The organism is Hydrogenophaga sp. H7, from assembly GCF_002025745.1.
Lineage (GTDB): Bacteria > Pseudomonadota > Gammaproteobacteria > Burkholderiales > Burkholderiaceae_C > Hydrogenophaga > Hydrogenophaga pseudoflava.
Map to the genome: position 1 here is coordinate 620,841 of NZ_MCIC01000001.1, position 26,815 is coordinate 647,655.

Annotated in this window: 27 protein-coding genes; 18 read left to right on the forward strand and 9 right to left on the reverse strand. The window is 69.4% G+C overall.

Translation table 11 applies throughout. From position 1 onward, the window contains the following. Window positions 1-6: 6 nt before the first annotated feature. Window positions 7-957, reverse strand: a complete 951-nt coding sequence (puuE, locus tag BC358_RS03025) for an allantoinase PuuE (protein WP_079364594.1) — start codon at window positions 955-957, stop codon at window positions 7-9. 8 nt (window positions 958-965) lie between these two features. Continuing rightward, a complete protein-coding gene (locus tag BC358_RS03030) occupies window positions 966-1,634 on the reverse strand; it encodes a GntR family transcriptional regulator (RefSeq protein ID WP_079364595.1) in 669 nt (222 codons plus the stop codon). A 71-nt stretch (window positions 1,635-1,705) separates the two neighbouring features. Between BC358_RS03030 and uraH the strand changes: the two genes are divergently transcribed. After that, window positions 1,706-2,059, forward strand: a complete 354-nt coding sequence (uraH, locus tag BC358_RS03035; protein WP_079364596.1) for a hydroxyisourate hydrolase — start codon at window positions 1,706-1,708, stop codon at window positions 2,057-2,059. A 12-nt stretch (window positions 2,060-2,071) separates the two neighbouring features. Here the strand turns inward: uraH and BC358_RS03040 are convergent, their stop codons facing one another. Further along, entirely contained in the window at window positions 2,072-2,590 is a 519-nt protein-coding gene (locus tag BC358_RS03040) for a hypothetical protein (RefSeq protein WP_127803316.1), read from the reverse strand. Window positions 2,591-2,753: 163 nt separating this feature from the next. Between BC358_RS03040 and xdhC the strand changes: the two genes are divergently transcribed. The 5 genes from xdhC (at window position 2,754) to fghA (ending at window position 7,905) form a co-directional block, all read left to right on the forward strand. Next, window positions 2,754-3,575, forward strand: a complete 822-nt coding sequence (gene xdhC / locus BC358_RS03045; protein WP_079364597.1) for a xanthine dehydrogenase accessory protein XdhC — start codon at window positions 2,754-2,756, stop codon at window positions 3,573-3,575. A 174-nt stretch (window positions 3,576-3,749) separates the two neighbouring features. Beyond that, window positions 3,750-4,949: a urate hydroxylase PuuD gene (locus tag BC358_RS03050; RefSeq protein ID WP_079364598.1), complete on the forward strand. Its 1,200-nt coding sequence runs from the start codon at window positions 3,750-3,752 to the stop codon at window positions 4,947-4,949. 46 nt (window positions 4,950-4,995) lie between these two features. Beyond that, entirely contained in the window at window positions 4,996-6,102 is a 1,107-nt protein-coding gene (locus BC358_RS03055; protein ID WP_066156111.1) for an S-(hydroxymethyl)glutathione dehydrogenase/class III alcohol dehydrogenase, read from the forward strand. 7 nt (window positions 6,103-6,109) lie between these two features. Continuing rightward, window positions 6,110-7,018 (forward strand): alpha/beta fold hydrolase, encoded by a 909-nt coding sequence (locus tag BC358_RS03060; RefSeq protein WP_079364599.1) that lies wholly within the window; start codon window positions 6,110-6,112, stop codon window positions 7,016-7,018. 23 nt (window positions 7,019-7,041) lie between these two features. Further along, window positions 7,042-7,905, forward strand: a complete 864-nt coding sequence (gene fghA, locus BC358_RS03065) for an S-formylglutathione hydrolase (RefSeq protein ID WP_079364600.1) — start codon at window positions 7,042-7,044, stop codon at window positions 7,903-7,905. Between the two features lie 28 nt (window positions 7,906-7,933). On the opposite strand, the gene BC358_RS03070 is transcribed toward fghA, so the two are convergent. The 4 genes from BC358_RS03070 to BC358_RS03085 all read right to left on the reverse strand — a co-directional run bounded on the left by BC358_RS03070 (window position 7,934) and on the right by BC358_RS03085 (window position 11,429). Continuing rightward, a complete protein-coding gene (locus tag BC358_RS03070) occupies window positions 7,934-8,716 on the reverse strand; it encodes an anti-sigma factor (RefSeq protein ID WP_079364601.1) in 783 nt (260 codons plus the stop codon). Between the two features lie 3 nt (window positions 8,717-8,719). Next, window positions 8,720-9,238: a sigma-70 family RNA polymerase sigma factor gene (locus tag BC358_RS03075; RefSeq protein ID WP_143434141.1), complete on the reverse strand. Its 519-nt coding sequence runs from the start codon at window positions 9,236-9,238 to the stop codon at window positions 8,720-8,722. A gap of 5 nt (window positions 9,239-9,243) precedes the next feature. Beyond that, window positions 9,244-9,645: a hypothetical protein gene (locus BC358_RS03080; RefSeq protein WP_079364602.1), complete on the reverse strand. Its 402-nt coding sequence runs from the start codon at window positions 9,643-9,645 to the stop codon at window positions 9,244-9,246. Window positions 9,646-9,740: 95 nt separating this feature from the next. After that, complete coding sequence (locus BC358_RS03085) at window positions 9,741-11,429, reverse strand: AMP-binding protein (protein WP_079364603.1); 1,689 nt, start codon at window positions 11,427-11,429, stop codon at window positions 9,741-9,743. Window positions 11,430-11,587: 158 nt separating this feature from the next. Between BC358_RS03085 and BC358_RS03090 the strand changes: the two genes are divergently transcribed. Together BC358_RS03090 and BC358_RS03095 are read left to right on the forward strand one after the other, a co-directional pair. Continuing rightward, entirely contained in the window at window positions 11,588-12,289 is a 702-nt protein-coding gene (locus tag BC358_RS03090; RefSeq protein WP_079364604.1) for an alpha/beta hydrolase, read from the forward strand. A gap of 94 nt (window positions 12,290-12,383) precedes the next feature. Then, window positions 12,384-13,100, forward strand: a complete 717-nt coding sequence (locus tag BC358_RS03095) for an alpha/beta hydrolase (protein WP_066156136.1) — start codon at window positions 12,384-12,386, stop codon at window positions 13,098-13,100. A gap of 12 nt (window positions 13,101-13,112) precedes the next feature. Here BC358_RS03095 and BC358_RS03100 read toward each other — a convergent pair whose 3' ends face one another. Both BC358_RS03100 and BC358_RS03105 read right to left on the reverse strand, forming a co-directional pair. Continuing rightward, window positions 13,113-14,561, reverse strand: coding sequence for an 8-oxoguanine deaminase (locus BC358_RS03100; protein WP_079364605.1), 1,449 nt, complete (start codon window positions 14,559-14,561; stop codon window positions 13,113-13,115). Window position 14,562: 1 nt separating this feature from the next. Next, a complete protein-coding gene (locus BC358_RS03105) occupies window positions 14,563-15,468 on the reverse strand; it encodes a LysR family transcriptional regulator (RefSeq protein WP_066156143.1) in 906 nt (301 codons plus the stop codon). Between the two features lie 123 nt (window positions 15,469-15,591). Here BC358_RS03105 and gcl point away from each other — a divergent pair, with 123 nt between their 5' ends. The 10 genes from gcl (at window position 15,592) to BC358_RS03155 (ending at window position 26,814) form a co-directional block, all read left to right on the forward strand. After that, complete coding sequence (gene gcl / locus BC358_RS03110) at window positions 15,592-17,379, forward strand: glyoxylate carboligase (RefSeq protein ID WP_079364606.1); 1,788 nt, start codon at window positions 15,592-15,594, stop codon at window positions 17,377-17,379. A 23-nt stretch (window positions 17,380-17,402) separates the two neighbouring features. Continuing rightward, window positions 17,403-18,200: a hydroxypyruvate isomerase gene (gene hyi, locus BC358_RS03115; RefSeq protein WP_079364607.1), complete on the forward strand. Its 798-nt coding sequence runs from the start codon at window positions 17,403-17,405 to the stop codon at window positions 18,198-18,200. Window positions 18,201-18,226: 26 nt separating this feature from the next. Beyond that, complete coding sequence (glxR, locus tag BC358_RS03120) at window positions 18,227-19,123, forward strand: 2-hydroxy-3-oxopropionate reductase (RefSeq protein WP_079364608.1); 897 nt, start codon at window positions 18,227-18,229, stop codon at window positions 19,121-19,123. A 120-nt stretch (window positions 19,124-19,243) separates the two neighbouring features. Continuing rightward, entirely contained in the window at window positions 19,244-20,572 is a 1,329-nt protein-coding gene (locus BC358_RS03125; RefSeq protein ID WP_079364609.1) for a glycerate kinase, read from the forward strand. A gap of 59 nt (window positions 20,573-20,631) precedes the next feature. Beyond that, window positions 20,632-21,408: a DeoR/GlpR family DNA-binding transcription regulator gene (locus BC358_RS03130; RefSeq protein WP_079364610.1), complete on the forward strand. Its 777-nt coding sequence runs from the start codon at window positions 20,632-20,634 to the stop codon at window positions 21,406-21,408. 7 nt (window positions 21,409-21,415) lie between these two features. Continuing rightward, a complete protein-coding gene (locus tag BC358_RS03135; RefSeq protein ID WP_079364611.1) occupies window positions 21,416-22,573 on the forward strand; it encodes an MFS transporter in 1,158 nt (385 codons plus the stop codon). A gap of 10 nt (window positions 22,574-22,583) precedes the next feature. Further along, window positions 22,584-22,964 carry a glyoxalase/bleomycin resistance/extradiol dioxygenase family protein gene (locus BC358_RS03140; protein WP_066156168.1) on the forward strand — a complete coding sequence of 127 codons (381 nt, stop codon included), beginning with the start codon at window positions 22,584-22,586 and terminating at the stop codon, window positions 22,962-22,964. A gap of 163 nt (window positions 22,965-23,127) precedes the next feature. After that, window positions 23,128-23,847 (forward strand): DUF3348 family protein, encoded by a 720-nt coding sequence (locus BC358_RS03145; RefSeq protein WP_165961653.1) that lies wholly within the window; start codon window positions 23,128-23,130, stop codon window positions 23,845-23,847. After that, entirely contained in the window at window positions 23,837-26,122 is a 2,286-nt protein-coding gene (locus BC358_RS03150) for a DUF802 domain-containing protein (RefSeq protein WP_079364613.1), read from the forward strand. Before BC358_RS03145 ends, BC358_RS03150 begins: the two co-directional genes overlap by 11 nt. Beyond that, window positions 26,119-26,814 (forward strand): OmpA family protein, encoded by a 696-nt coding sequence (locus tag BC358_RS03155; protein WP_243721685.1) that lies wholly within the window; start codon window positions 26,119-26,121, stop codon window positions 26,812-26,814. The genes BC358_RS03150 and BC358_RS03155 overlap by 4 nt, the downstream gene beginning before the upstream one ends. Window position 26,815 lies beyond the last annotated feature (1 nt).

Below are 26,815 nucleotides of genomic sequence, written 5' to 3' on the forward strand. Positions count from 1 at the left end.
GCGGCCTCAGGCAGGGTTCAGCGGGTGCGTGGCCTTCCAGTGGCGCGCGATGTCCAGCCGGCGCGCCACCCACACCTGGTCGTGCGACTGGATGTGGTCGAGGAAGCGCTGCAGCGCGGTGATGCGGCCGGGGCGGCCGAGCAGGCGGCAGTGCATGCCGATGCTCATCATCTTGGGCCGGTCCAGGCCGTCCGGGTTGCCTTCGGCGTAGAGCGCGTCGAAGGTGTCTTTCATGTACTGGAAGAACGGGTCGGCGTGCGAATAGCCCTGCGGCAGTGCGAAGCGCATGTCGTTGCAGTCGAGGGTGTAGGGCACGATGAGCTGGTGCGCGTCCGTTCCGTCGGTCTTGCGCACCTTCATCCAGAACGGCAGGTCCTCGCCGTAGTAGTCGCTGTCGTATTCGAAGCCGCCGAAGTCGGCCACCAGGCGGCGCGTGTTGGGGCTGTCGCGGCCGGTGTACCAGCCCAGCGGGCGCTCGCCCGTCAGCCCTTCGATGATCTGCATCGCCTCGGCCATGTGCGCGCGCTCGGTGGCTTCGTCGATGTTCTGGTAGTGGATCCACTTGAGACCGTGGCAGGCGATGTCGTAGCCGAGTTCCCTGAACGCCGCGGTCAGCTCCGGGTGCTTCTGCAGGGCGGTCGATACGCCGAACACGGTCAGCGGCAGGCCGCGCTTCTCAAACTCGCGCAGGATGCGCCAGACGCCCGCGCGTGAGCCGTACTCGTAGATGCCTTCCATGCTGATGTGGCGGGCCTCGAAGGCGGCCGGGTTGAACATTTCCGAGAGGAACTGTTCGCTGGCCTTGTCGCCATGCAGCACGCAGTTTTCGCCGCCCTCTTCGTAGTTGAGGACGAACTGCACCGCAATGCGCGCACCGCCCGGCCAGCGGGCGTGGGGCACGTCGCGGCCGTAGCCGATCAGGTCGCGCGGGTAGGGGGCGGTGCTGTCGTAGATCATGCGGGTGCTCAGGAAGAAAGGGCCAGGGACAGGTCGTTGGTGGGCAGCTTGCGGTCGAAGGTCAGGCCCTCCTCCACATGCAGCAGGTGTTCGTTCATCAGGCGCACGGCCAGTTCTTCGTCCCTGGCGGCGAGCGCCTTGACGATGTCGGCGTGCTCTTCGTTGGAGTGCTCGGCGGCGGCGGTGCTCTGGTACATCAGCGTGATCAGGGCGCAGCGCGAGATCAGGTCGCGCAGCAGCTCGGCCAGCACCTCGTTTCCCATGAGTTCGGCCATGCGCACGTGGAAGTCGCCCAGCAGCTCGGTGCGGCCGGGCACGTCCTGGTTGTTCACGGCCTGTTTCTCCTGGGCCACGTGCTCGCGCAGGGCTTTGAGCTTGGCGGGGCTGACCTGGCGAACGAACGCGCGTGTCATCTCGACTTCCAGCATGCGCCGCACCGCGAACACCTGCTTGGCCTCCTCCACCGAGGGGGCGGCCACAAAGGCGCCGCGCGCGGGTTCGAGCCGGATCAGGCGGTTCTGGGACAGCTGGAACAGGGCCTGGCGGACCAGGGTGCGCGACACCCCGAAGTGGTCGGCCAGTTTCTGCTCGGCGAGCTTGGTGCCCGGGTGCAGGCGGTGCTCGACGATGGCCCGGGTCAGCGATTCGACGATCTGGCTGGTGCTGGACGTTTCCATGAAGTCATCATATCCAGAAAAACAAAAAGTGTATACACTTTTGGTCGACCGAACTTCACGAGGACTTCACCATGGGCCTGAGCACCCACGTTCTGGACACGATGCACGGCTGCCCCGCGGCGGGCATGGCTGTCGAGCTCTACACCACCGACGGCGAGCAGGCCACGCTGGTCAGGCGCTTCACGCTGAACCACGACGGCCGCAACCCGGACGGGCCGCTGTACGACAACGCCAGCCTGAAGGTCGGCACCTACCGGCTGGTGTTCGATGTGAAGGGTTATTTCGCGGCCAGGGGGGTGGCGCTGCCCGAGCCCAATTTCCTGAACCGCGTGGCGCTGGACTTCGGCGTCGCCCATACCGACCAGCACTACCACGTGCCGCTGCTGGTCAGCCCCTGGAGCTACAGCACGTACAGAGGCAGCTGAAGCTGCCGGGGGTCACCGGTTCCTCTGGCCTTCGGTCAGCGTGTCGAGCTGGAACTGCCCGCTCTTGTCCCAGAGCCAGGTGTCGACGTAGTAGACACGGCCCATGAGCACTGGCGCGGGGTAGGGCGCGGCTTCCTGGATGGCGCGCTCGATCTCGGCCTTGGCGCCCGGATGGCTGGGCGGTCGCATCCAGTTCATGGTGACGATCCGGCCGCGGTGGTCCAGCTCCAGCTGCATGGTGCCCACGCCCTGCAGCAGCGGCGGCATCTTGCCCTTGAAGATGCGGTGGGCGTTCTTGCCGTAGATGTGTTGTGCACCATCGCGGCGGTAGTCGCGCGGAGTGGCCGCGTGCGACACGTAGGTGGGTGGCGGTTCGACGGCCACCGGCGCTTCGGACGCCGGGGCCGTGGTTTCCAGCACGGGCTCGGCCGGCGGCGTGGGCACCGGTGCGGCGCAGGCGGCGAGCAGGGTCACCAGGGCCAGGGAGGCCAGTCGGTGGGAGGCAATGAAACGGGCAGTTGGAGCGTGCATGGTTGTCTCTCGGTGTCTTCGTGATCGGCGAAGTCGCCGCCAGGCAGGGCGCCATAGGGCTGGGAGGATGCAGTTTATGGCTCTTTGCCCACTTGCCCAAGCAAGAACCCGGTGGATACTGCCAGGCGGTCGCCGCGTCGGCGCATATGGACGGATTTTTGGCATGCACGCCACACAGCACCCCGATCTTGCCCCCCTGTTTGAACGCCTGGCGCGGGCACCGGCGGTGCTGGTGTCCGTTTTCCGCACCCAGGGCTCGGTGCCGCGGGAGGCCGGCACCTGGATGGCCGTCTGGCCCGGTGAGCAGATCGGCACCATCGGTGGCGGCCACCTGGAATGGGACGCGCTGAAGCAGGCCCGGGACGCGCTGGCAGCCGGCGCGTCGGCGCCCTGGACTCACCGGGTGGCGCTCGGTCCCAGCCTCGGGCAGTGCTGCGGCGGGGTGGTGGAGCTGCGCTTCGAGCCGGTCACGCTGGCCGAGGCGGGCGCCCTGCAGCAGCGGCTGGTGCCGGTGCTCACGCCGGTCGCCCTGTTCGGCGGCGGCCACGTCGGACAGGCCATCGTGCGGGCGCTGGCGCCGCTGCCGTTCGCGGTGCAGTGGATCGACAGCCGCGATGGCGTGTTCCCGGCCGAGGTGCCGCCGACCGTGTGCACCGAACACTCCGAGCCGGTGCAGGACGCGGTCCGCGATCTGCCGCCTGGCGCGCGGGTGCTGATCATGAGCTTCTCCCACGCCGAGGATCTGGACATCGTGGCGGCCTGCCTGCAGCGGCGCCGGGCGTCGGGCGACCTGCCGTTTGTGGGCCTGATCGGCAGCAGGACCAAATGGGCCACCTTCCGGCGCCGGCTTCTGGAGCGGGGTTTCACGGAAGATGAACTCGGGGGCATCACCTGCCCGATCGGACTGCCCGGCATTGGCGGCAAGGAGCCGGCGGTGATCGCTGCCTCGGTGGTGGCTCAGTTGTTGCTTGTCCGCTCAGGGTAAGTACGGAACCAACTGTCTCCAAAAAGTGTATACACTTTGTTCATCCGGTCGCAGCGGAGCGGGTGCCTGGGCCTCAGCCCGGGCGCTCATTTACGCGGCCCTCAGTCGGCTCAGAGCGCCCGCGGTGGTGAGTCGCAAACCCTGACGGTGTCACCGTCCACGTGTTGAGGTGCCATGGAAACCTATCTGCTCGACTGGGCCAATCTGCTGCTGCGCTGGTTGCACGTCATCGTCGCCATCGCCTGGATCGGGTCTTCCTTCTACTTCGTCTTTCTCGACAGCAGCCTCACACCGCCCGAGGACGAACAGCTCAAGAAGGACGGCGTCGGCGGCGAACTCTGGGCGCTGCACGGCGGTGGCTTCTACCACCCGGTCAAGTTCAAGGCCGCGCCGCCCAAACTGCCCGACCACCTGCACTGGTTCTACTGGGAAAGCTATTCCACCTGGCTCTCGGGCTTTGCGCTGTTCCTCATCTCCTATCTCTGGAGCCCCAGCGTCTACCTGATCGACCCTCGGGTCATGGAATGGTCGCCTGCGGGCGCGATTGCCGCGGCACTGGCCTTTCTGGTGGTGTTCTGGTTCGCGTACGACATCATCTGCCGCACCCTGGGCCAGACGAAGAACGGCGACGCCAAGGTGGGCGCGCTGGTGCTGGTGCTGGTCTGCATCGCGGCTTATGCGGCCACGCAGATGTTCGCCGGCCGCGCCGCCTTCCTGCTCATGGGCGCGATGCTGGCCACGGCCATGAGCGCCAACGTGTTCTTCTGGATCATTCCCGGCCAGCGCACCATGGTGGCCGACATGAAGGCCGGCCGGCCGGTGGACCCGATCCACGGCATCCGCGGCAAGCAGCGCAGCGTGCACAACACCTACTTCACGCTGCCGGTGCTGTTCGCCATGCTCAGCAACCACTACAGCTTCACCTACGCCCACCCGCAGAACTGGCTGATCCTGATCGCCATCATGTTCGCGGGCGCGGCCATCCGCCAGTTCTTCGTCATGCGCCACGGCTACAAGCTCGGCCGCAACCCGCACCCCTGGAAATACGCGGCCGTGGGCGTGGTGGTGCTGCTGGGCCTGATCGTCTGGCTGCGGCCCGCGCCCACCGCGCCGGCGGCAGCGGCGCCGGCCACTGTGGGCTATGCCCAGCTGCAGCCGGTGGTGGCGCAGCGCTGCGTGATGTGCCACGGCGAAGCCTTGCAGAGCAAGGGCGTGCGCCTGGACTCGGCGGACGAGCTCAAGAAGAACGCCCAGATGGTCTACCAGCAGGTGGTGGTGCAGAAGCTCATGCCGATGAACAACGCCACCGGCCTGACCGAGGACGAACGGGCCTTGTTCGCGCAGTGGTTCAAGGCCGGCGCACCGGTGAACTAGAGCGTCCTGCGCTACCCTCAGGGTTTTCCAACCAACGGGAGACCCCATGAAAACACGCGCTGCCGTGGCCTGGAAGGCCGGCGAACCCCTGACCATCGAAACCGTCGATCTGCAGGGCCCCAAGTTCGGCGAGGTGCTGGTCGAGATCAAGGCCACCGGCATCTGCCACACCGACTACTACACGCTCTCGGGCGCCGACCCCGAGGGTCTCTTCCCCGCCATCCTGGGCCACGAAGGCGCGGGCATCGTGGTGGACGTCGGCCCCGGCGTGACCTCGCTCAAGAAGGGCGACCACGTCATCCCGCTCTACACGCCCGAATGCCGCCAGTGCAAGTTCTGCCTGAGCCGCAAGACCAACCTCTGCCAGCTCATCCGCGGCACGCAGGGCAAGGGCCTGATGCCCGATGCCACCAGCCGCTTCTCCATCGACGGCAAGCCCATCCTGCACTACATGGGCACCAGCACCTTCGCCAACCACACCGTGGTGCCCGAGATCGCGCTGGCCAAGATCCGCGAGGACGCGCCGTTTGACAAGGTCTGCTACATCGGCTGTGGCGTCACCACCGGCATCGGCGCGGTGCTGTTCACCGCCAAGGTGGAGGCGGGCGCCAACGTGGTGGTGTTCGGCCTGGGTGGCATCGGCCTGAACGTGATCCAGGGCGCAAGGATGGTGGGTGCCGACAAGATCATCGGCATCGACCTCAACCCCGAGCGCGAGGCCATGGCCCGCCAGTTCGGCATGACGCACTTCCTCAACCCCAAGGACCACGAGAACATCGTCGATGCCATCGTGCAGCTCACCGACGGCGGCGCCGACTACTCGTTCGAGTGCATCGGCAACACCAAGGTGATGCGCCAGGCACTGGAGTGCACGCACAAGGGCTGGGGCCGCAGCATCATCATCGGCGTGGCCGAGGCTGGCGCCGAGATCAGCACCAGGCCGTTCCAGCTGGTCACCGGCCGCAAGTGGGAAGGCTCGGCCTTCGGCGGCGCGCGCGGCCGCACCGACGTGCCCAGGATCGTCGACTGGTACATGGAAGGCAAGATCGACATCGACAGCCTGATCACCCACAAGCTCAAGCTCGAAGACATCAACGAAGGCTTTGCGCTGATGAAGCGCGGCGAGTCCATCCGTTCCGTCGTCGAGTTCTGAGCCCGCCATGGCGCTGCCGCTGCTGAACGCCGACACCCGCGTGCGCGCCGGCGTGCTGGAGGTGGCCTGCCACATGGCCGGGCCGGCCGACGGCCCGCCGGTGCTGCTGATGCACGGCTTCCCGTACGACATTCATTCGTATGTCGACGTGGCGCCGATGCTGGCCGAGGCCGGCTGTCGCGTCGTCGTGCCCTACCTGCGCGGCTACGGCGGCACGCACTTTCTCGACGCGGCCACGCCGCGCTCGGGCGAGCAGGCGGTGCTGGGCGATGACCTGCGGGCGCTGCTCGACGCGCTGTCCATCGAACGCGCCGTGCTGGCCGGCTACGACTGGGGCGGCCGCGCTGCCTGCGTGGTGGCAGCGCTGTGGCCCGAACGCTGCACCGGTCTGGTCACGGTCAACAGCTACAACCTGCAGCACATCGCCCGCGCGATGGTGCCGGACACGCCCGAGAACGAGCAGCGCCTCTGGTACCAGTACCTGTTCCACAGCGAGCGCGGCCGCGCGGCGCTGACGCAGGACCGGCGCGCGCTGTGCCGCCGGCTGTGGGCACTCTGGTCGCCGACCTGGGCGTTCGACGACGCCACCTTCGAGCGCAGCGCCGCCGCCTTCGACCACCCCGACTTTGTGGACGTGGTCATCCACTCCTACCGCCACCGCTTTGGCCTGGTGCCGGGCGATCCGGCGGTGGCCGCGGTGGAGCGCCGCATCGCCGCCCAGCCACCCATCACCGTGCCCACCATCAGCTTCGACGGCACGGCCGACGGCGTGCGCCCCTGGGAGCCCGCCGCCGCCAACGCCCACCGTTTCACCGGCCTGCGCCAGCACCGCGTGCTGCCCGGCATCGGCCACAACCTGCCGCAGGAAGCGCCGCGCGCGTTTGCCGACGCAGTTCTTGAACTGATCCGCCGCTGACTCTTTTCATCACGAACAACACCATGGCCCTCGAACGACTTGAACTGCTCAGCGAACACGGCTGCTTCGGCGGCGTGCAGCGCTTCTACAAACACTTCTCGGTCAACCAGATCGGCCTGCCGATGCGCTTTGCGCTGTTCCTGCCGCCGCAGGCGCTGGCCGGGCAGAAAGTGCCGCTGCTCACGTATCTGGCCGGTCTCACCTGCACCGAAGAAACCGCGACCATGAAGGCCGGCGCGCAGCGCATGGCCGCGCAGCTGGGACTGGCCCTGCTGTTCCCCGACACCAGCCCGCGCAACAGCGGCATCGACGGCGAGGACCACCACTGGGACTTCGGCGTGGGCGCCGGCTTCTACCTGGACGCCACCGAACACCCCTGGGCCGGCCACTGGCAGATGGAGAGCTACCTGCTGCAGGACCTGATCCCCGGCGTGGTGGCCGAATTCGGCCTCGACGGCGACCGCCTCGGCATCACGGGCCACTCCATGGGTGGCCACGGCGCGCTCACGCTCGCGCTGCGCCATCCCGGCGTGTTCCGCAGCCTCTCGGCCTTTGCGCCCATCTGTGCGCCGACGAAGTGCCCCTGGGGCCACAAGGCCTTCCTGGGTTACCTCGGCCAGGACGAAGCGACCTGGGCGGCGCACGACGCCAGCCTGCTCATGGCCGCTCAGACCACGGCACCGTTCCCTGGCGGCATCCTCATCGACCAGGGCCTGGCCGACAAATTCCTGGCCGAGCAGCTCTACCCTGAAGCTTTCGAGGCCGCCTGCGCCCAGACGGGCCAGCCGCTCACGCTGCGCCGCCACGCCGGCTACGACCACGGCTACTACTTCATCAGCAGCTTCATCGACGACCACCTGCGCCACCACGCGCAGGCGCTGGCCTGAGCGATCACCCAGCGCACCGGACCCCTGGTCAGCGCGGCAACTGCCGGTAGGCCGCATCAGCCAGCACCGCCAGCCGTTCGCGCGCCAGGTTGCCGCTGAGGGCATAGCCCATGCGGCGGTCGACCCAGTAGAAGGTCTCGGTCTCGCCCACCCGTGTGAACTGGAACGCAGTGTCCTGGCCGGCCTGGTCGCCCAGCACCGAGACGTGCAGGGTCACGCGTTCGCCGGCCGCCGATTCGTACATGAACAGGGCACGCGCCTCGCTGTTCTGCCCGGGCAGCAGGCGCCCGCCGATCAGCGCAAAACCCTGCTCCTGCAGTTGCGGGGCGGTGAGCGGTGTGCCCAGCCGCCGGGACAGCCACTGGATCAGGTGCGCCTGCTCGGCCACGCCGACCTCGACCGGATGGCGCTTCTCGGGCGTGTAGACCGCGTGGGCCACGCGCGCTTCCTGCACAAAGCCCGGAGTCGCGCCGGCCAGGCGGGCGGCCGGATCGCCGGCACTGCGGCCCCACCAGCCACCAGCGAAGCCCAGCGCCAGCAGCACGCTGGCGGCCAGCGCCTGCGGCCAGACGGCGCGGCGCGCCGGGCGGGTGGCCCGGGCCAGCGCGAGCGGCACCGGCTCGTCGAGCACGCTGCGCTGCAGGCCTTGCAGCGCGGTGCGCTGGGCCTGCCAGTCCTGGACGCGCCGCGCGTCCTCGGGGTGGTCCTGCAGCCAGGCCGACACCGCGTCGGAGCGGTCGGCCGGCAGCTGGCCGTCGACCCAGGCATGCAGCTCGGCGTCGGTCACGGGCGGGATGGGGTCGGCGTTCATGGTTCAGGCAACGATTTTCAGCCGGGGCGTGACCGCGGCGGGAGGCTCTCCGCTGGTGAGCCGGCGCAGCTGTTCGCGGCCCCGGGAGAGGCGCGACATCACCGTGCCCACGGGGACACCCAGGACCAGGGCGGCTTCGATGTAGGACAGCTCTTCCACACAGACCAGCAGCACGGTTTCGCGCAGCACCGGGCTCAGCTCGGCCAGCGCGTGCTCCAGGTCCAGCCGCTCGGGCACCCGCGCCAAGGGGTCGTGGCTGGGTTCATGGCGCTCCTCCAGTTCGACCGTGTCGCGCTCGTGCATCTGGTCGCGGACCTGGTTGAGGTGCAGGTTGTGCATCAGCGACAGCAGCCAGGCGCGCAGGCCGCTGCCGTCGGGCCGCGGCTTCCAGAGCGGCCACTTGTGGCAGGCGCGTTCCAGCGTGTCCTGCACCAGATCGTCGGCGCGGCTGGCGTCCCCCGTGAGCAGCCGCGCGTATCGACGCAGGCGGGGGATGTGGGGCAGGGTGTCTTCGGGGCCCAAGGGGATCAGGGGGTGGCCACGCGCCAGACCTTGTTGAACCCGTCGCCGGTCTTCTCGCCCGGCTTGGTGTCCTTGATCCAGTAGTAGAGCGGCTTGCCCTTGTAGGCGATCTGCCGGCCGCCGTCGTCGCGGGTGATGACGCTGTAGTCGCCCGATGCGTTGGCAGCGCCGGCCATCAGCGGGGGCCAGTTGGTGGCGCAGGGGCCGTTGCAGGTGCTCTTGCCGCTGCCGGCCACGTCCTTGTCGAAGGTGTAGAGCGTCATGCCGTTGGGGCCGGTGAGCATGCCGTCGCGGGCCATGACGCCGCCGGGCGCGCTGGTGCTGCTGGTGGTGCTGGCACAGCCGATCAGTGCGGCGGTGCCGAGCGTCAGGGCGGCGGCCGTGCGAAGGATTGGGAATCGGGACATGGTGAGCTCCTGGAAGGGAAAGAAAAAAACCGGTTGGCAAACGGTAAACACCGTGGCCCACCGGTTTATTCCCTGCCGATCCCGCTTTTTTTACCTCAGGACTGCCAGAGCACGGTCTTGCCGGAGTTTTCCCATGCCTCGTAGTGTTTTGCGTACAGGTCTTCGATGCGGTTGCGCTTGACCTTGAAGGTCGGCGTGATCACGTCGTTGTCCACCGTCCAGGCGGTGGTGGTCACCACCAGGCACTGCAGGCGCTCGTGCGGGTCCAGCGTGGCGTTGATGGCCTTGATGTGGGCGGCCAGCGAGCTTTCCAGGGCGGCGCGACCCTCGGCGCTGGCCGACTGGGCCACGGCATCAGCATTGAGCATGGCGATGCCCAGCGGCTGGCCCAGGTTGGCGCCGGTGACCACGCAGGCCTCGATGGCTTCGTGCATCACCAGCTTGTCTTCGATGGGCGCTGGCGCCACGTACTTGCCCTTGCCGGTCTTGAACAGGTCTTTCACCCGGCCGGTGATGCGCAGCAGGCCCTGCGCGTCGATGCTTCCTTTGTCGCCAGTCTTGAGCCAGCCGTCGGGGGTGAACACCTCGGCGGTTTTCTCGGGCTCCTTGTAGTAGCCCTGCATCAGCGCCAGGCTCTTCATCTGGATCTCGCCGGTCTCGGGGTCGATGCGCTGCTGCACGTCGGGGTAGGTCGGGCCGACGGTGCCGCGCTGGTTCTTGCCCGATTCGGTGATGTGCGAGAGCGCGAGGTTCTCGGTCATGCCGTAGCCCTCGTTGATGGCAATGCCGAGCTGGCCGTACCACTCCAGCAGGGCCAGCGGCATCGGCGCCGCGCCACCCGCGGCGAAGACGCACTGGTCCAGGCCCAGCGCCTTGCGGATCTTCTTGCGCACCAGACCACCGATGAGGGGAATGCCCAGCAGCCGGTTCAGCTTGGCCGGCGGCATCTTGTGGTGGATGCCCTGCTGGAACTTGACCCACAGGCGCGGCACCGAGAAGAACACTGTGGGGCGCGCGCGCTGCAGGTCGGCGGCGAAGGTGTCCAGCGACTCGGCGAAATACACGTGCATGGCCGTGCGCAGCCAGCCGTGCTCGACCAGCATGCGCTCGACCACGTGGGCCAGCGGCAGGTAGGACAGCATGCGGTCGTCCTGGGTCAGGGGAATGCGCTTGAGGCCGCGGTCCAGCGCCCAGGCGAAGTTGCCGAAGGAGTGCATCACGCCCTTGGGCAGGCCGGTGGTGCCCGAGGTGTAGATCAGCGTGGCCAGCTCGTCCTCGCCGCGGACGGGCGACTCCTTCATCGGCGCGGTGCGCGCCACGATGGCGTTCCAGCCCTCGTAGGCCTGCTTCGCGTCGTCGGGCGACAGCGGGTAGCTCATGCAGGGCAGGCCGGCGGGCACACCGGGCTTCATGTGCTCCCAGCCGTCGAGCTTGCCGACGAACAGCGCCTTGGACTCGCTGTGGGTCAGGATCTGGGTGATGGTGTCGGGCGCCAGCGTGGGGTACAGCGGCACCGAGACGTAACCGGCCATCCAGATCGCCAGGTCGCTCATCATCCACCAGGCGCAGTTCTTGGACAGGATGGCGACCTTGCTGCCGGGCGCCCAGCCCTGGGCCTTCAGGTGCGCGGCCATGCGCCGGCTGTGGTCGGCCACCTGGGCCCAGGTGAAGTCCTGCACCGCACCGGCGCCCATGGGCTGGGTCAGGGCCACCCGCGTCGGGGCGGTCTTCTCCCAGTGGTACAGGCGTTGAAGGGCGAGGTAGTCGGGCGATATCTTGCTCATGCGTGTCTCCAGGTGAATGCCGGACTCTACCGGGGCCAGGCCGGCCGCCGGCAGCGGGCTTTCCCGCGTGTTTTCTAGAGCCTGCGCTCCAGTTTGCACGCAGCGCTGACCAGGATGGGTCGCATCTCAATGCCACAGACCAGCGCTATGCTGACCGGATGACCTCTTCCATCGAACTCATTGAATTCACCACCGGCGGTGACCCGGCCGCCCAGCCGGTGGCCAGCATTGTGGTGCTGCACGGCCTCGGGGCCGACGGCCGCGACTTCGTGCCGGTGGCCCAGGCCATGGACCTCTCGACCATCGGACCGGTGCGCTTCGTGTTCCCCAGCGCACCGGCGCGGCCGGTGACGATCAACGGGGGCTACGAGATGCGCGCCTGGTACGACATCTTTTCCCTCAGCACAGACCCGGCCGCGCCGCGCAAGGAGGACGAGGCGGGCCTGCGCGAGAGCCAGGCCATCGTGCTGCAGCTGGTCGAACGGGAGGTGCAGCGCGGTGTGCCGGCGCACCGCGTGGTGCTGATGGGCTTTTCGCAGGGCTGCGCCATGACCTTGCTGGCCGGCCTGCGCGCACAGCAGCGGCTGGCGGGCCTGGTGGCGCTGTCGGGCTACCTGCCGCTGGCGGCGACCACCGCGGCGCAGGCCAGCGAGGCCAACCGGGGGGTGCCAGTCTTCATGGCGCATGGCGATGCCGACGACATCGTGGTGCTGGCGCGCGGCGAGGCGGCGCGCGACGCGCTGGCGGCTCTGGGCTACCCGGTGCACTGGCATTCCTATCCCATGGGGCACGAGGTGTGTATGGACGAGATCGCCGACCTCAACGCCTGGCTGGAGGGTCGGTTGTCGAACCCGGCGTGACAAATATTTGTTACCGATCAATTCAACTGCAACCAGCCTGCGCCAGAGCGCCGGCGACCTGTAACAACGCCATGGCTGGCGCTATGCTGACGCCATGAGCACCCGTCGGAAGATCCAGCTGCGCGAAACCGTGACCGGCGGTGACCCTTCGGCGGTGCCTTCCGCCACCCTGATCGTCCTGCACGGACTGGGGGCCGACGGGCAGGACTTTGCGCCGCTGGTGACCGAGCTGGACCTGTCGTCCGCCGGGCCGGTGCGGTTCGTGTTTCCCAACGCCCCGCTGCGCACCGTAAGCCTCGGCGACGGTGAACCCGGTCAGCCCATGCGCGCCTGGTACGACCCGCGCCCGGTGGCGGCCGAAACCGGTGCGGTGTCGACGCAGGACGAGGAGGGCCTGCGCGCCTCCTGCGAGGTGGTGCAGGCGCTGATCGACCGCGAGGCGGCGCGCGGCGTGCCACCCGGCCACGTGGTGCTGCTGGGTTTTTCTCAGGGCGCGGTGATGACGCTGATGGCGGGCCTGCGGGCGCCCCAGCGGCTGGCCGGCCTGGTGGTGCTCTCGGGTTACCTGCCGCTGTCGATTGCGACCGAGGCCGAGGCCAGCCCCGCCAACCGCGACGTGCCGATCTTCATGGCGCACGGCCGGCAGGACCCGGTGGTTCTGCCGCAGCGCGCCGAGTCCTCGCGCGACAAGCTGCTGCGCCTGGGCTACGACATCGCCTGGCACGACTACCCGATGGGGCACGAGGTCTGCCCGCGGGAGATCCGCGACCTCAACGGCTGGCTATCGGTGCTGCTCGCGCCCTGGCACTGAGCGCGGCGGCGCTCAGCGTGCCGCGTTCGCCAGTTCGATGGCCAGGCGGTTGTGCCGTTCCACGAGTGGGCCAAGGTCCACGGTGACGAGCCGGCCTTCCCGCACCACCACCCGACCGTTGACCACCGTGTAGGCCGCCTGCGGGCTGGCACACAGCAGCAGGCTCGCCAGCGGGTCGTGCACCGCACCGCCGGCAAAGCCCAGGCTGCGCAGGTCGAACAGCGCCAGGTCGGCGCACATGCCCGGCGTCAGGTGGCCGATGTCTTGGCGGCCCAGCACCTGCGCGCCGCCGCGGGTGGCGATGTGCAGCGCGTCGCGCGCGGTCATCTCGGCCGGGCCGAGGTCGCAGCCGAAGAAGGTCTTGCCCTCGCGGGTCTCGGGGGCTGAGAGCGCGCGGCCCACGCGCGCCAGCAGCAGCGCCTGCCGCGCTTCGTTCACCATGTGCGCGCCGTCGTTGCTGGCGCTGCCGTCCACGCCCAGGCCCAACGGCACCCCGGCGTCCAGCATGCGGCGGACGGGCGCGATGCCGCTGGCCAGGCGCATGTTGCTGCAGGGGCAGTGCGCGACCCCGGTGCGGCTGGCCGCGAACAGCGAGATGCCCTCGTCGTCGAGCTTGACGCAGTGCGCGTGCCAGACGTCGTCGCCCAGCCAGCCCAGTTCCTGCGCGTACTGCGCGGGAGTCATGTGGAACTTCTCGCGGCTGTAGGCGATGTCGTGGGCGTTCTCGGCCAGATGGGTGTGCAGGCGCACCCCCAGGCCCTTGAAGCTGCGCGCGAGCTCGGCACTCTGCTTCATCAGCGCCGGGCTGACCGAAAACGGTGAGCACGGCGCGAGGGCCACTTGCACCATGGCGCCGTGTTCGGCGCGGTGCCAGGTCTCGATCAGGCGCTGGCTGTCTTTCAGGATTGCGTCTTCCTTTTCCACCACGCGGTCCGGCGGCAGCCCGCCCTGCGACTGGCCCACGCTCATGCTGCCACGCGTGGCGACAAAGCGCATGCCGATGCGGTGTGCGGCTTCGATGCTGTCTTCCAGCCGCACCCCGTTGGGGTAGATGTAGAGGTGGTCGCTGCTGGTGGTGCAGCCGCTCATCAGCAGCTCGGCCATGGCCACCTGGGTCGAAACCTGCACCATCTCCGGCGTGAGGCCGGCCCAGATCGGGTAGAGCCCGCGCAGCCAGGAGAACAGCTCCGCGTCCTGCACGCCGGGGATGGCGCGCGTGAGCGACTGGTACATGTGGTGGTGTGTGTTCACCAGCCCGGGCGTGACCAGGTGGCCATGCGCGTCGATCACCTCGCCGGCCGATTCGCGCAGCGCGCGCGGCAGCTCGGCGGTGGGGCCGATCCACTCGATGACGTTGTCGCGCACGAACAGCGAAGCGTCCTTTAGCTCGCGCCCTTTCGACGGGTCGGCGTGGTCGAAGGTGGCGATGCAGGCGGCGTTGTGGATCAGCAGGGAGTTCATGTCACTTCAACCAGTAGTGGGGTTTGGCGTAGGTCTTCTTGAGGTGCTCGATGAAAAAGCGCACCTTGGCCGGCAGGTGGCGCTGCTGCGGGTACACGGCCAGGATGTCGTAGGCGGGCAGGGCGAAGTCGTCGAGCACGGTCACCAGCTCGCCGCGCTGCAGCTGCGCCTGGATCTCCCAGGTGCTGCGCCAGCCCAGACCCATGCCTTCGCTGACCCAGCGGTGCAGCAGCTCGCCGTCGTTGCAGTCCAGGTTGCCGTCCACGCGCACCGTCACCGTTTTGCCGTCCTGCTGGAAATACCAGCCGCGCTGCTGGCCCCCTTGCAAGTTGAAGGCCAGGCAGTTGTGGTCCTTCAGGTCGTCCAGCGTCGCGGGCTTGCCGTGTTTGCGGAAGTAGGCCGGCGTGCCGCAGACCACGCGCTGGTTGGTGGCCAGCTTGATGGCCACAAAGTTCGGGTCGATCGCACCGCCGATGCGGATGCCCATGTCGTAGCCCTCGCGCACCAGGTCCACCACCCGGTCCGTCAGGTTGAAGGACAGCTTGACCTCCGGGTTGGCCTTGAGGAAGGCGCTGGCGTGCGGCGCCACGTGCAGCCGCCCGAAGGCCGCCGGCGCCGAGACGATGAGGTGCCCGCTGGCCTGGTGCTTCTGCGCCGCCACGCTGGCCTCCGCCTGCGCCCACTGTGCCAGCAGCGGGCGGCATTCGTCCAGGAAGCGTGCGCCCGCGTCGGTCAGCACCAACCGCCGGGTGGAGCGGTGCATCAGCTGCGTGCCCAGGCGCTTCTCCAGCGCGTCGATGCGCCGGCCCATCATCACCGGGGTGATGCCGGCGTGCAGCGCAGCGGCGGCCAGGCTGCCGTGCTCCATCACCTGCACGAAGGCTTCGATTTCCTTGTAACGGTCCATGGGGGCATGTTATCGGCGCGATTGCATACCGCAAGTATCGAATCAACTGACCGCCAGTGGCATTCACAAGACCGTATGGCCTCCATAGCATCGGTCCCAGTCCACAAACCACTGGAGACAGACATGGCGAAGATGAAGGCCGCGATGGCGGCGGTGCTGGTGATGGAGAAGGAGGGCATTGCCCAGGCCTTCGGCGTACCCGGCGCCGCCATCAATCCGCTGTATGCGGCCCTGCGCGAGCGCGGCAGCATCGCCCACGTGCTGGCCCGCCACGTGGAGGCCGCCTCGCACATGGCCGAGGGTTACACCCGCGCCAGGGCCGGCAACATTGGCGTCTGCATCGGCACCAGCGGTCCGGCCGGCACCGACATGATCACCGGCCTGTACTCGGCCAGCGCCGATTCGATACCGATTCTCTGCATCACCGGCCAGGCGCCGCGCGCACGCCTCTACAAGGAAGACTTCCAGGCGGTGGACATCGAGAGCATCGCCAAGCCCGTGACCAAGTGGGCGGTGACGGTGCGCGAGCCGGCCCTGGTACCGCGCGTGTTCCAGCAGGCCTTCCACCTCATGCGCTCGGGTCGCCCGGGCCCGGTGCTGATCGACCTGCCGTTCGACGTGCAGATGGCCGAGATCGAGTTCGACATCGACACCTACGAGCCGCTGCCGGTCTACAAGCCCGCCGCCACGCGCAAGCAGATTCAGAAGGCGCTGGACATGCTGGCCGCTTCGAGCAAGCCCCTGATCGTGGCCGGTGGCGGCATCCTCAATGCGGATGCGGCGGACCTGCTGGTGGAGTTCGCCGAACTCACCGGCGTGCCGGTGGTCCCCACGCTCATGGGCTGGGGCGCCATCCCCGACGACCACCCGCTGATGGCGGGCATGGTGGGCCTGCAGACCAGCCACCGCTACGGCAACGCGACCATGCTCGCCAGCGACTTCGTGCTGGGCATCGGCAACCGCTGGGCCAACCGCCACACCGGCAGCGTCGAGACCTACACCAAGGGTCGCAAGTTCGTGCACGTGGACATCGAGCCGACGCAGATCGGCCGCGTGTTCGAGCCCGACTTCGGCATCGTGAGCGACGCGAAGGCAGCGCTGGAGCTGTTCGTGCAGGTGGCGCGCGAGCGCGTCGCTGCAAACGCCTGGCCGAGCTACACCGACTGGGCCGAGCGCTGCGCCGAACGCAAACGCGTGATGCTGCGCAAGACGCATTTCGAGCAGATCCCGATGAAGCCGCACCGCGTGTACGAGGAGATGAATCAGGTCTTCGGCCGCGACACGGTGTACGTCAGCACCATCGGCCTCTCGCAGATCGCGGCGGCGCAGTTCCTGCACGTCTACGGTCCGCGCCAGTGGATCAACTGCGGCCAGGCCGGCCCGCTGGGCTGGACGCTGCCGGCCGCGCTGGGCGTGGTGGCGGCCGAACCGACCAAGAGCGTGGTGGCGCTGTCGGGCGACTACGACTTCCAGTTCCTGATCGAGGAGCTGGCGGTGGGCGCACAGTTCCGCCTGCCCTATGTGCACGTGCTGGTCAACAACAGCTACCTGGGTCTGATCCGCCAGAGCCAGCGCGGCTTCGACATGGACTACTGCGTGCAGCTGGCCTTCGAGAACCAGAACGTGCCCGATGCCGCGGGCGATCTGCGGGGCTATGGCGTGGACCACGTGGCCGTGGTCGAAGGCCTGGGCTGCAAGGCCCTGCGCGTGACCGACCCGGAGCAACTGCAAGGCGCGCTGAGCCAGGCGCAGCAACTGGCCGCCGAGCACCGCGTGCCTGTCGTCGTGGAATGCATACTGGAACGGATCACCAACATCGCCATGGGCACCGAGATCGACAAGGTGGTCGAGTTCGAGGACATCGACTGCCGCGCCGCGCAGGGTCTCGAAACTGCGGGCCTGCTGGACTGAACACAACAACAAAGGAAAACGACATGCCGCAATTCGCCGCCAACCTTTCCATGCTCTGGAACGAGCTGCCCTTCCTCGACCGCTTCGACGCGGCGGCGAAGGCCGGTTTCAAGGCCGTGGAGTTCCTGTTCCCTTATGACTTCAAGGCCGAAGACATCGCCGAGCGCCTGCAGCGCAACGGCCTGCAGCTGGTGTTGCACAACCTGCCGCCGGGCGACTGGGCGGCGGGCGAGCGCGGCCTGGCCTGCATTCCGGGCCGTGAAGACGAGTTCCGCGCCGGGGTGGCCAAAGCCGCCGCCTACGCGCCGGTGATCGGCGTGCAGCGCTGGCACTGCATGGCCGGTCTGGTGCCCGCGGGCGTGAGCGAGGCGCAGGCGCGCGCCACCTGGGTGGCCAACGTGCGCCATGCCGCCGCCGAGGCGAAGAAGCTGGGCCTGCCGCTGCTGATCGAACCCATCAACAGCTTCGACATGCCGGGCTACTTCGTCAACCGCCCGCGCCAGGCCATCGCGCTGATGGACGAATTGGGTGCTGACAACGTCTTCCTGCAGTACGACATCTACCACGCGCAGCGCATGGAAGGGGAGCTCTGCAACACCATCCGTGAGCTGCTGCCGCGCATCGCCCACATGCAGCTGGCCGACACACCCGGCCGCCACGAACCGGGCACCGGCGAGATCCACCACCGCAATGTGTTCGACCACATCGACGCGCTGGGCTACAGCGGCTGGATCGGCTGTGAATACAAGCCGAAGGACGGCACGCCCGGCGGCACGGACCGCGGTCTGGGCTGGATCGCGGCGCATGGGCAGAAGCTCTGAACAGAACCCACGAGGAGACAAGACACATGACCAAGAGCGGCACCAAGGTCGGCTTCATCGGCCTGGGCATCATGGGCACGCCCATGGCGCTGAACCTCATCAAGGCCGGCCACACCCTCTTCGTGGCCAGCCGCAGCAAGATCCCGGCCGAACTGGCGGAGGCGGGCGCGACGGTCTGCACCAACGCCACCGAGGTGGCCAGGCGGGCCGACGTGATCATCACCATGGTGCCGGACACGCCCCATGTGCAGGACGTGCTGTTCGGCGAACACGGCGTGTCCAAGGGGCTTGGCGCTGGCAAGACCGTGGTGGACATGAGCTCCATCAGCCCGATGGCGACCAAGCAGTTCGCGCAGCAGATCAACGCGCTGGGCTGCGACTACCTGGACGCGCCGGTCAGCGGTGGCGAGGTGGGCGCCAAGGCGGGCAGCCTGACCATCATGGTCGGCGGGCCGGAGGCAGCGTTTGAACGCGTGAAGCCGCTGTTCGAGGCCATGGGCAAGAACATCACGCTGGTGGGCGGCAACGGCGACGGCCAGACCACCAAGGTGGCCAACCAGATCATCGTGGCGCTCAACATCGAGGCGGTGGCCGAGGCCCTGCTGTTCGCCAGCAAGGCTGGCGCCGACCCGGCCAAGGTGCGTCAGGCCCTGATGGGCGGGTTCGCGGCCAGCCGCATCCTGGAAGTGCATGGCGAGCGCATGGTCAAACGGACCTTCAACCCGGGCTTTCGCATCGAGCTGCACCAGAAGGACCTCAACCTCGCGCTGCAGGGCGCGAGGGAACTGGGCGTGAGCCTGCCGAACACCGCCAGCGCGGCGCAGCTGATGCAGAGCTGCGCGGCGCACGGCCTGGCGGGGCTGGACCATTCGGCGCTGTGCCGGTCGCTGGAGATCGCGTCGAACCATGAGATCGGGAAATAGGCACCCCCTGCCGCGCTTCGCGCGACCCCCCAGGGGGCAACACCGGCGGCCCGGCAAAGCCGGTTCCGCGGTGTTTCGCGACGGACCCACTGCGCGTCACCGCATCGCTAGACTGCCCGCATGAACGCCATCTCAACACCCGCTATCGAAGACCCCCGCGCCCTGCTGCGCCACCTGTACGACGTGGCGGTGCAGCGCGCGCTGCCGCTGCACAACACCGCCGCGCACCTGCCGCCTCCACCCAAGGGTCGCACGCTGGTGCTGGGCGCCGGAAAGGCGGGCGGGGCGATGGCGCAGGCGGTCGAAGCCCTGTGGCCGCCCGAGGCGCCGCTCTCGGGTCTGGTGGTCACCCGCTACGGCCACATCCCGCCAAGGCCTGTCGGTTTGGCGCAGCGCATCGAGGTCGTGGAGGCCGCGCACCCGGTGCCCGATGCGGCGGGTCTTGAAGCGGCACAGCGCATCCTGGCGCTGACGCAAGGGCTGACCGAAGATGATCTCGTGCTGTGCCTGATCTCGGGCGGGGGCTCTTCATTGCTCACGTTGCCGTGTGAAGGCCTGACGCTGGAAGACAAGCAGCGCATCAACCGTCAGCTGCTGGAGAGCGGTGCCCACATCGGCGAGATGAACACCGTGCGCAAGCACCTCTCGCGCATCAAGGGTGGGCGCCTCGCCGCGGCCTGCACGCCGGCGCGCGTGGTGACGCTGACCATCAGCGACGTGCCAGGCGACGACGTGAGCGTGATCGCCAGCGGCCCCACCGTGGCGGACGCGACCACCTGCGCCGACGCGCTGGACATCCTGCGGCGCTATGGCATCGAAGTCCCTGCGGTGGTGCAGCAGCAACTGGAAGCTGGCGCGCTCGAAACCCCCAAGCCGGGCGACCCGCGGCTGGCGCGCTGCACCACGAACCTGATTGCCACGCCGCAGCAGAGCCTGGAGGCCGCAGCCGAGGCCGCACGGGCGCTGGGTGTGCGCGCCTACGTGCTCAGCGACGAGATCGAGGGCGAGTCGCGCGAGGTCGGCAAGGTGCATGCGGCGCTGGCGCGCTCCACGGCGCTCGGGCGCAGCAGCTTCGAGGCGCCCTGCGTGATCCTCAGCGGCGGCGAGACCACGGTGACGGTGCGCCCGCGCGCCGAAGGCCAGCCCAAAGGGCGCGGCGGGCGGGCCGGGGAGTTCTGCATGGGCCTGGCGCAGGCGCTGGGCGGGCAGGCGAACGTGTGGGCGCTGGCGGCCGACACCGACGGCATCGACGGCGTGGAGGACAACGCGGGCGCCCTGGTCACGCCCGACACGCTGGCGCGCGCCGCAGCCCATGGCTTGAAGCTGGCCGACCATCTGGCGCGCAACGACGCGGTCGGCTTTTTCGAGCCCCTGGGCGACCTGGTGGTCACCGGTCCCACGCACACCAATGTCAACGACTTCCGCGCGCTGCTCGTGACCCGGTCGTAAACCAATCGTGCACGTTTGTGCATGTTGTGGTTCTTGTTCGTGCACGATATGATGCGCGCATGAACACGGACGTCCCCCTGGCCCGCCGCGACCAGATTGCCGCACGGCTGGCCCAGGGCCAGTCCGTGGTGGCCGCCACGCTGGCGGACGAATTCCAGGTCTCGGAAGACGCGATCCGCCGCGACCTGCGCGCCCTCGCTGGCGAAGGTCTGTGTCGCCGCGTCTATGGCGGCGCGCTGCCGCCGCTGCCTGGCGCCACCCCGATGGCGGTGCGCATGGACGAGCGGCGCGAGCGCAAGGCCGCGCTGGCCCGGGCGGCGGTGGCCATCATCGAACCTGGCGAATTCCTGTTCCTGGACAGCAGCAGCACCAATCTCGCGCTGGCGCAGTGCCTGCCGTCCGAGTACGCGCTCACCGTGGCCACCAATTCGGTGGATATCGCCGCCGCGCTGCTGCGCCGCCAGGACGTGCACCTGATCATGGTGGGCGGCGCGGTCGACCCGCTGGTGGGCGGCTGCATCGACGCCACCGCCGTGCTGGCCGTGGGGCAGATGAACATCCAGCGCTGCTTTCTGGGCACCTGCGGCGTGCTGGTGGACACGGGCATCTGCACGGTGGATGCTGCCGACGCCGCCTTCAAGCGCGCGCTGCGCGCCGCCAGCCAGCGCTGCGTGGCGATGGCCACCAACGACAAGCTCGGCCTGCTGCTGCCGCACCGCGTCACCCCCACCCGCGAGATCGATCATTTCGTGGTCGAACACGACGCCGACTTCGCCTTCCTGAAGGCGTTGGCGAAGCAGGGCACGCAGGTCCTCAAAGCGGACCGGCCGGAGTGATGCATTCATGACCACAGCTGTGTTGACGGCGGGTGCCGACCGACCCGCCACCCGCCTGGCCACGCGCCTGGCCTTTCTCGTCGCCGGATTCGGGCTGGCCTGCTGGGCGCCGCTGGTGCCGTTCGCCAAGCAGCGCCTGGGCGTGGGCGATGGCGTGCTGGGTGCCTTGCTGCTGTGCCTGGGCATCGGTTCGGTGGTGGCAATGCTCTGGGCCGGCTGGTTCAGTGCGCGCCACGGCAGCCGGCCGGTGGTGATCGCAGGCGGCCTGGGCGTGGCCCTGCTGCTGCCGCTGCTCGCGCTGGCGGACGCGCCGCTGACGCTCGGCCTGGCCCTGATGGTGTTCGGCGCGGCGCTCGGCTCGCTGGACGTGGCGATGAACGTGCACGCGCTGGCGGTCGAACGCGGCGCGGGCCGGCCGCTGATGTCCGGCTTTCATGCGCTGTTCAGCGTGGGCGGCCTGCTGGGTGCGGCGGCCATGACCGCGCTGCTGTCGGCGGGCTGGTCGCCGCTGGCAGGCACGCTGCTGGGCTCTGCGCTCATGCTGGCCACGATGGGACTGGTGGCGCCGCGGCTGCTGCGCACCACGCCCGCCGCAGAAGCCCCGGTGCTGGCCTGGCCGCGCGGGCCGGTGCTGCTGCTGGCGCTGCTGGCGGGTGTGTGCTTTCTCGTCGAAGGCGCGGTGCTCGACTGGAGCGCGCTGCTGCTGACCGAAGGCGGCCTGCTGGCCGCGGCGCAAGGGGGCCTGGGCTTCATGGTGTTTTCGGTGGCCATGACCGCAGGGCGCTTCGGCGGCGACGCGCTGTGCGCCCGCCTGGGCGACCGGGTGGTGCTGACGGTTGGCGGTCTGCTGGCGGTGGGTGGCTTTGTGCTGGTGCTGCTGGCAGGGTCGGCGGGTCTGGCGATGGCGGGCTTCTTCTGCATCGGCCTGGGCGCTTCCAACCTGGTGCCGGTGCTCTTCCGGCGCGCCGGTGCGCAGACCGTGATGGCCCCGGGGCTGGCGATCGCGGCCATCTCGACCACCGGCTATGCCGGCGTGCTGCTCGGCCCCGCCGCTATCGGCTTCGTGTCGCATCTGGTGGGCCTGCCCATCGCCTTCGCCCTGCTGGCGGCCCTGCTCGCCCTGCTGCCCCTGTTGGCCCACCGCGTGGTGGCGCGCCCCGCCTGAAAGGCTCTCCATGAAACTGGCCCACATCGCCCTCTGGACGCGCGACCTCGACGCCGCCGCCGCGTTCTGGCAGACCTATTTCGGCGCCACCGTCGACGAGTCCTACCGCAGCCAGCGCCGGCCCGGCTTTGTCTCCCGCTTCGCCGCGCTGCCCGGCGGCGTGCAGATCGAGCTCATGACCGGCCCCTGGATCGAGGCCGTGCCCGACGCCGAGCGCCCGGGCTGGGACCACCTGGCCCTTTCGCTGGGCAGCGCCGAGGCGGTGAATGCCCTGGCGGCGCGCTGCCGCCACGCGGGCTGTCTCGTCTCCGGCCCACGCACCACGGGCGACGGCTTCTATGAAGCGGTGCTGGCCATGCCCGACGGCACGCGGATCGAAATCACGGCCTGAGGGCGGGGCCGGGCGGCGGTTACAAACCCGGCCGCCGGATCGTTTCTAATTACGCCCTGCCGCTGGCGACCCGCCGGCGCCGCACCCGGCCCCTCGCGGGCCGGGAACACCCCCTTCAGAATCGATTCACCACCGGCGCCCTCCGGGGCGCTGCGGACCCGTTTTGCGCAGTTCCTTCCACCACGTTGCTCCTTCTGCCCTGGCGCGCCAGCTCGCGCGTGCGCTGCCTGCGGGCGCGTCGCCCGACGCGCCGCGGCAGGACGTGGCCGAGCGCCTGGGTGGCTGGCTTCATGTGGCCGAAACCATCCAGCTGCACGCCGCACAGTCGGCAATCGAGGCGGCCGGCACGGCCGCCGCCCGTCGCCCGCCGCGCACCGGGCCGGCGGCCCTGCACGCCGCACTGAGCGCCGAGCTCGACCGGGTGCGCGCCGTGCTGGCCCGCTCCATCACCACCGCGCCGGCCCACAAGCCCGATCCGAACGACCTCGACACCGAGTTCGCGCTGTACCACCAGCGGCTGGGCGATCAGCAGCGCCGCATGGAGATGAGCATCGACGCGCTGCGCGAACACGTGCGCCAGCAGCTGGCGCAGTCCACGCCGGCCATGGCCCAGCTGGCCGCCACCGACGCCGTGATGGACGGCTTCTTCGGTGGGCGCGAGCAGCGCCTGCTGTCCACCCTGCCGGCCTTTCTGAAGGCGCGTTTTGCGGCGCTGCGCCGCGAAGCGGCCCAGGCCCGCGAACCCGACGCTCCCGACACCCCCGACGACCTGCGCTGGCTGCAGACCTTCGCGGCCGAGTTCGAGCAGACCCTGCTCGCCGAACTCGACCTGCGCCTGCAGCCCGTGACCGGCCTGATCGAAGCCCTTGCCCATGAGCACTGAAACCTCCACCTCCCGTCCTTACCGCGCCCTGTCGTTTTCGGCCTTCCTCGTGGGCCTGGCCGCCGTCGCCTGGGTGGCCAGCGGCTTCGTTGGTACCAGCGCCTTCGCGCTGGGCATGACGCTGCTGATCGGCGCCGTCTACCTGGGCGGCGCCTGGGAGCTGCGCCGCTTCGGCCAGACCACCGCCGGCTTCCGCGCCGCCATGGCCGGCGTGCCGCAACCGCTGGCCCAGCTGGCCGACTGGCTGCCCAGCGTGCCCGCGCCGCTGCGCCACGCGGTGCGCCAGCGCATCGAAGGCGAGCGCAGCGCCTTCCCCGGCCTGGCGCTCACGCCCTACCTGATCGGCCTGCTGGTCATGCTCGGCATGCTGGGCACCTTCCTGGGCATGGTGGTCACCTTCAAGGGCGCCGTGTTCGCGCTCGAAGGCTCGGCCGACCTGAACGCCATCCGCGCCGCGCTGGCCGCGCCCATCAAGGGCCTGGGCCTGTCCTTCGGCACCTCGGTGGCGGGTGTCGCCACCTCGGCCATGCTCGGCCTCATGGCCACGCTGGCGCGGCGCGAGCGCGCCCAGGCCCTGCGCACGCTGGACGCACTGGCCGCCACCACGCTGCGCCCCTTCTCGGCCGCGCACCAGCGCCAGCAGAGCTTCGAGGCCCTGCAGCGCCAGGCCGAGGCCCTGCCCGCCGCCGCGCAGCACCTGCAGACGCTCATCGAACAGGTCGAACGCCGCAGCCAGCAGCTGGACGAGGCCCTGTTGGTCCGCCAGGCCGAGTTCCAGCGCGAAGCCGCCGCCGCCTACACCGGGCTGGCGAAGTCGGTGGAACAGTCGCTGCGCGAGAGCCTGGCCGCCAGCGCCCGAGCCGCCACCGAGAGCCTGCAGCCCGTGGTGCAGCAGGCCATGGCCGGCATTGCCGCCGAATCCAGCCGCCTGCACGAGGGCGTGAACGCCGCGGTGCAGGCACAGCTCGAAGGCCTGTCGGTCCGCTTCAGCGCCACCACCGCCACCGTGGCCGAGACCTGGACGCGTGCGCTGACCCGCCACGAGCAGGGCAGCGAGCAACTGCTGCAAGGCCTGGGTGAGTCGCTCACCGCCTTCAACAGTGGCTTCGACCAGCGCGCCGGCCAGCTGCTGGCCAGCGTGCAGGCCGCGCAGACCGAGGCCCAGACCCTGCGCGCCCAGGCCGAGCAGCAGCAGCAGGCCGCGCTCACCGCCGCGCTGGAGCGCATGGCGCAGGACCTGCGCAGCCAGTGGCAGCAGGCCGGCGAACAGACGCTTGCGCAGCAGCGCACCGTGCTGCAGGCGCTGCAGGACACCGCCACCCGCCTCACGCAACACAGCAGCGAACAGACCGACCGCAGCCTGGACGGCGTGGCCCGCCTCATCGCGCAGACCGAGGCCCTGGTGGACGCGCGCACCGCCAGCGAAGCCGCGTGGACCCAGCAGCACGCGCAGCGCATGGACGAGCTGGCCGCGCTGTGGCGCAACGAACTGGCCGCCCTGCACGAGGCCGAGCTGCAGCGCCAGCAGGCCCGGTCCGAACAGCAGGGCCAGGCTTTCAGCGCCCTCGCGCGGCAGCTGCAGACCTTGCGCGACGAAGAGGCCGCGCGCGGCGATGCCGCCGTGCAGCGCCTGGCCGATCTGCAGGCCGCGCTGGCCACCCAGCTCGCAACCCTGGGCACGGCGCTGGAAGCGCCCATGGCCCGCCTGATGCAGACCGCGTCCGAAGCGCCGAAGGCCGCGGCCGAGGTGATCGGCCAGCTGCGCGAGCAGATGAGCCGCCTGGCCGAGCGCGACAACGCCACGCTGGGCGAACGCGCCGAACTGGTCGGCCAGATCGGCACCCTGCTGCAGCAGGTGCAGCAGACCACGGGCGAGCAGCGCGCCGCCATCGAACACCTGGTCGGATCGGCCACCGGCGTGCTCGACCGCGTGGGCCAGCAGTTCGCCGACACCGTGGGCGCGCAGGCCGGCCGCGCCGAGGCCATGGCCGAACAGGCCGCCACCAGCGCGGCCCAGCTGGCCAGCCTGGGCGAGGCCTTCCAGCTGGGCACGCAGCAGCTGGCCGCCAGCCACGAGCAACTGGTGCAGAACCTGCAGAAGGTCGAGAGCGCCATCGGCCAGTCGCTGGCGCGCAGCGACGAGCAGCTCGCCTACTACGTGGCGCAGGCGCGCGAGGTGATCGACCTGTCGATCAGTGCCCAGCAGGGCATCATCGAAGACCTGCGCCGGTTGCGAGGGCCGGTTGCCAAGGCCAGCGCAGGGGTCGCGGCGTGAGCGCCTTCCACGACGCATCGGAAGACCTGCAGGTCGACGGCGACGACAGTGCCGAGATCACCGCGCCCGCCTGGGCGGTGTTCGGCGATCTCATGGCCGGTCTGGTCGGAGCCTTCGTGCTGGTCTTCATCGGCGTGCTGCTCACCCAGGTCGATCTGGTCAACAGCCTGCAGAGCGAGATCGCCAAGCGCCAGCAGGAAGAGGCCCGCCGCATGGCGCTGGAGAAGGCGCTCGCCGTGCCGCTGGCCAGCGGCCGTGTCACGCTCAACAACGGCCGCATCGGCATCAGCGGCAGCGTGCTGTTCGACTTCAATTCCGACCAGCTGCGCCCCGAAGGTGAGCAACTGCTCAAGGCCCTGGTGCCGCCGCTGCAGGTCTACCTGGGCGAGCGCGACGAAATGCTCATGGTCAGCGGCTTCACCGACAACAAAACGGTGGTCAAGGGGCCCAGCCAGCGCTACGAGGACAACCTCGAACTCTCGGCCCAGCGTGCGCTCACGGTCACGCGGGCGCTGATCACCAGCGGCATGCCGCGCTCGCGCGTGTTCGCCGCCGCCTTCGGCGCCGAACAGCCCGTGGCCAGCAACGCCGACGAACAGGGCCGGGCGCTCAACCGCCGGGTGGAAATGGCGCCCGTGCCGCGCGCCAGCGCCGCCGCGGGCGACGCGGGCACACAGGCCACCCGACCCTGAC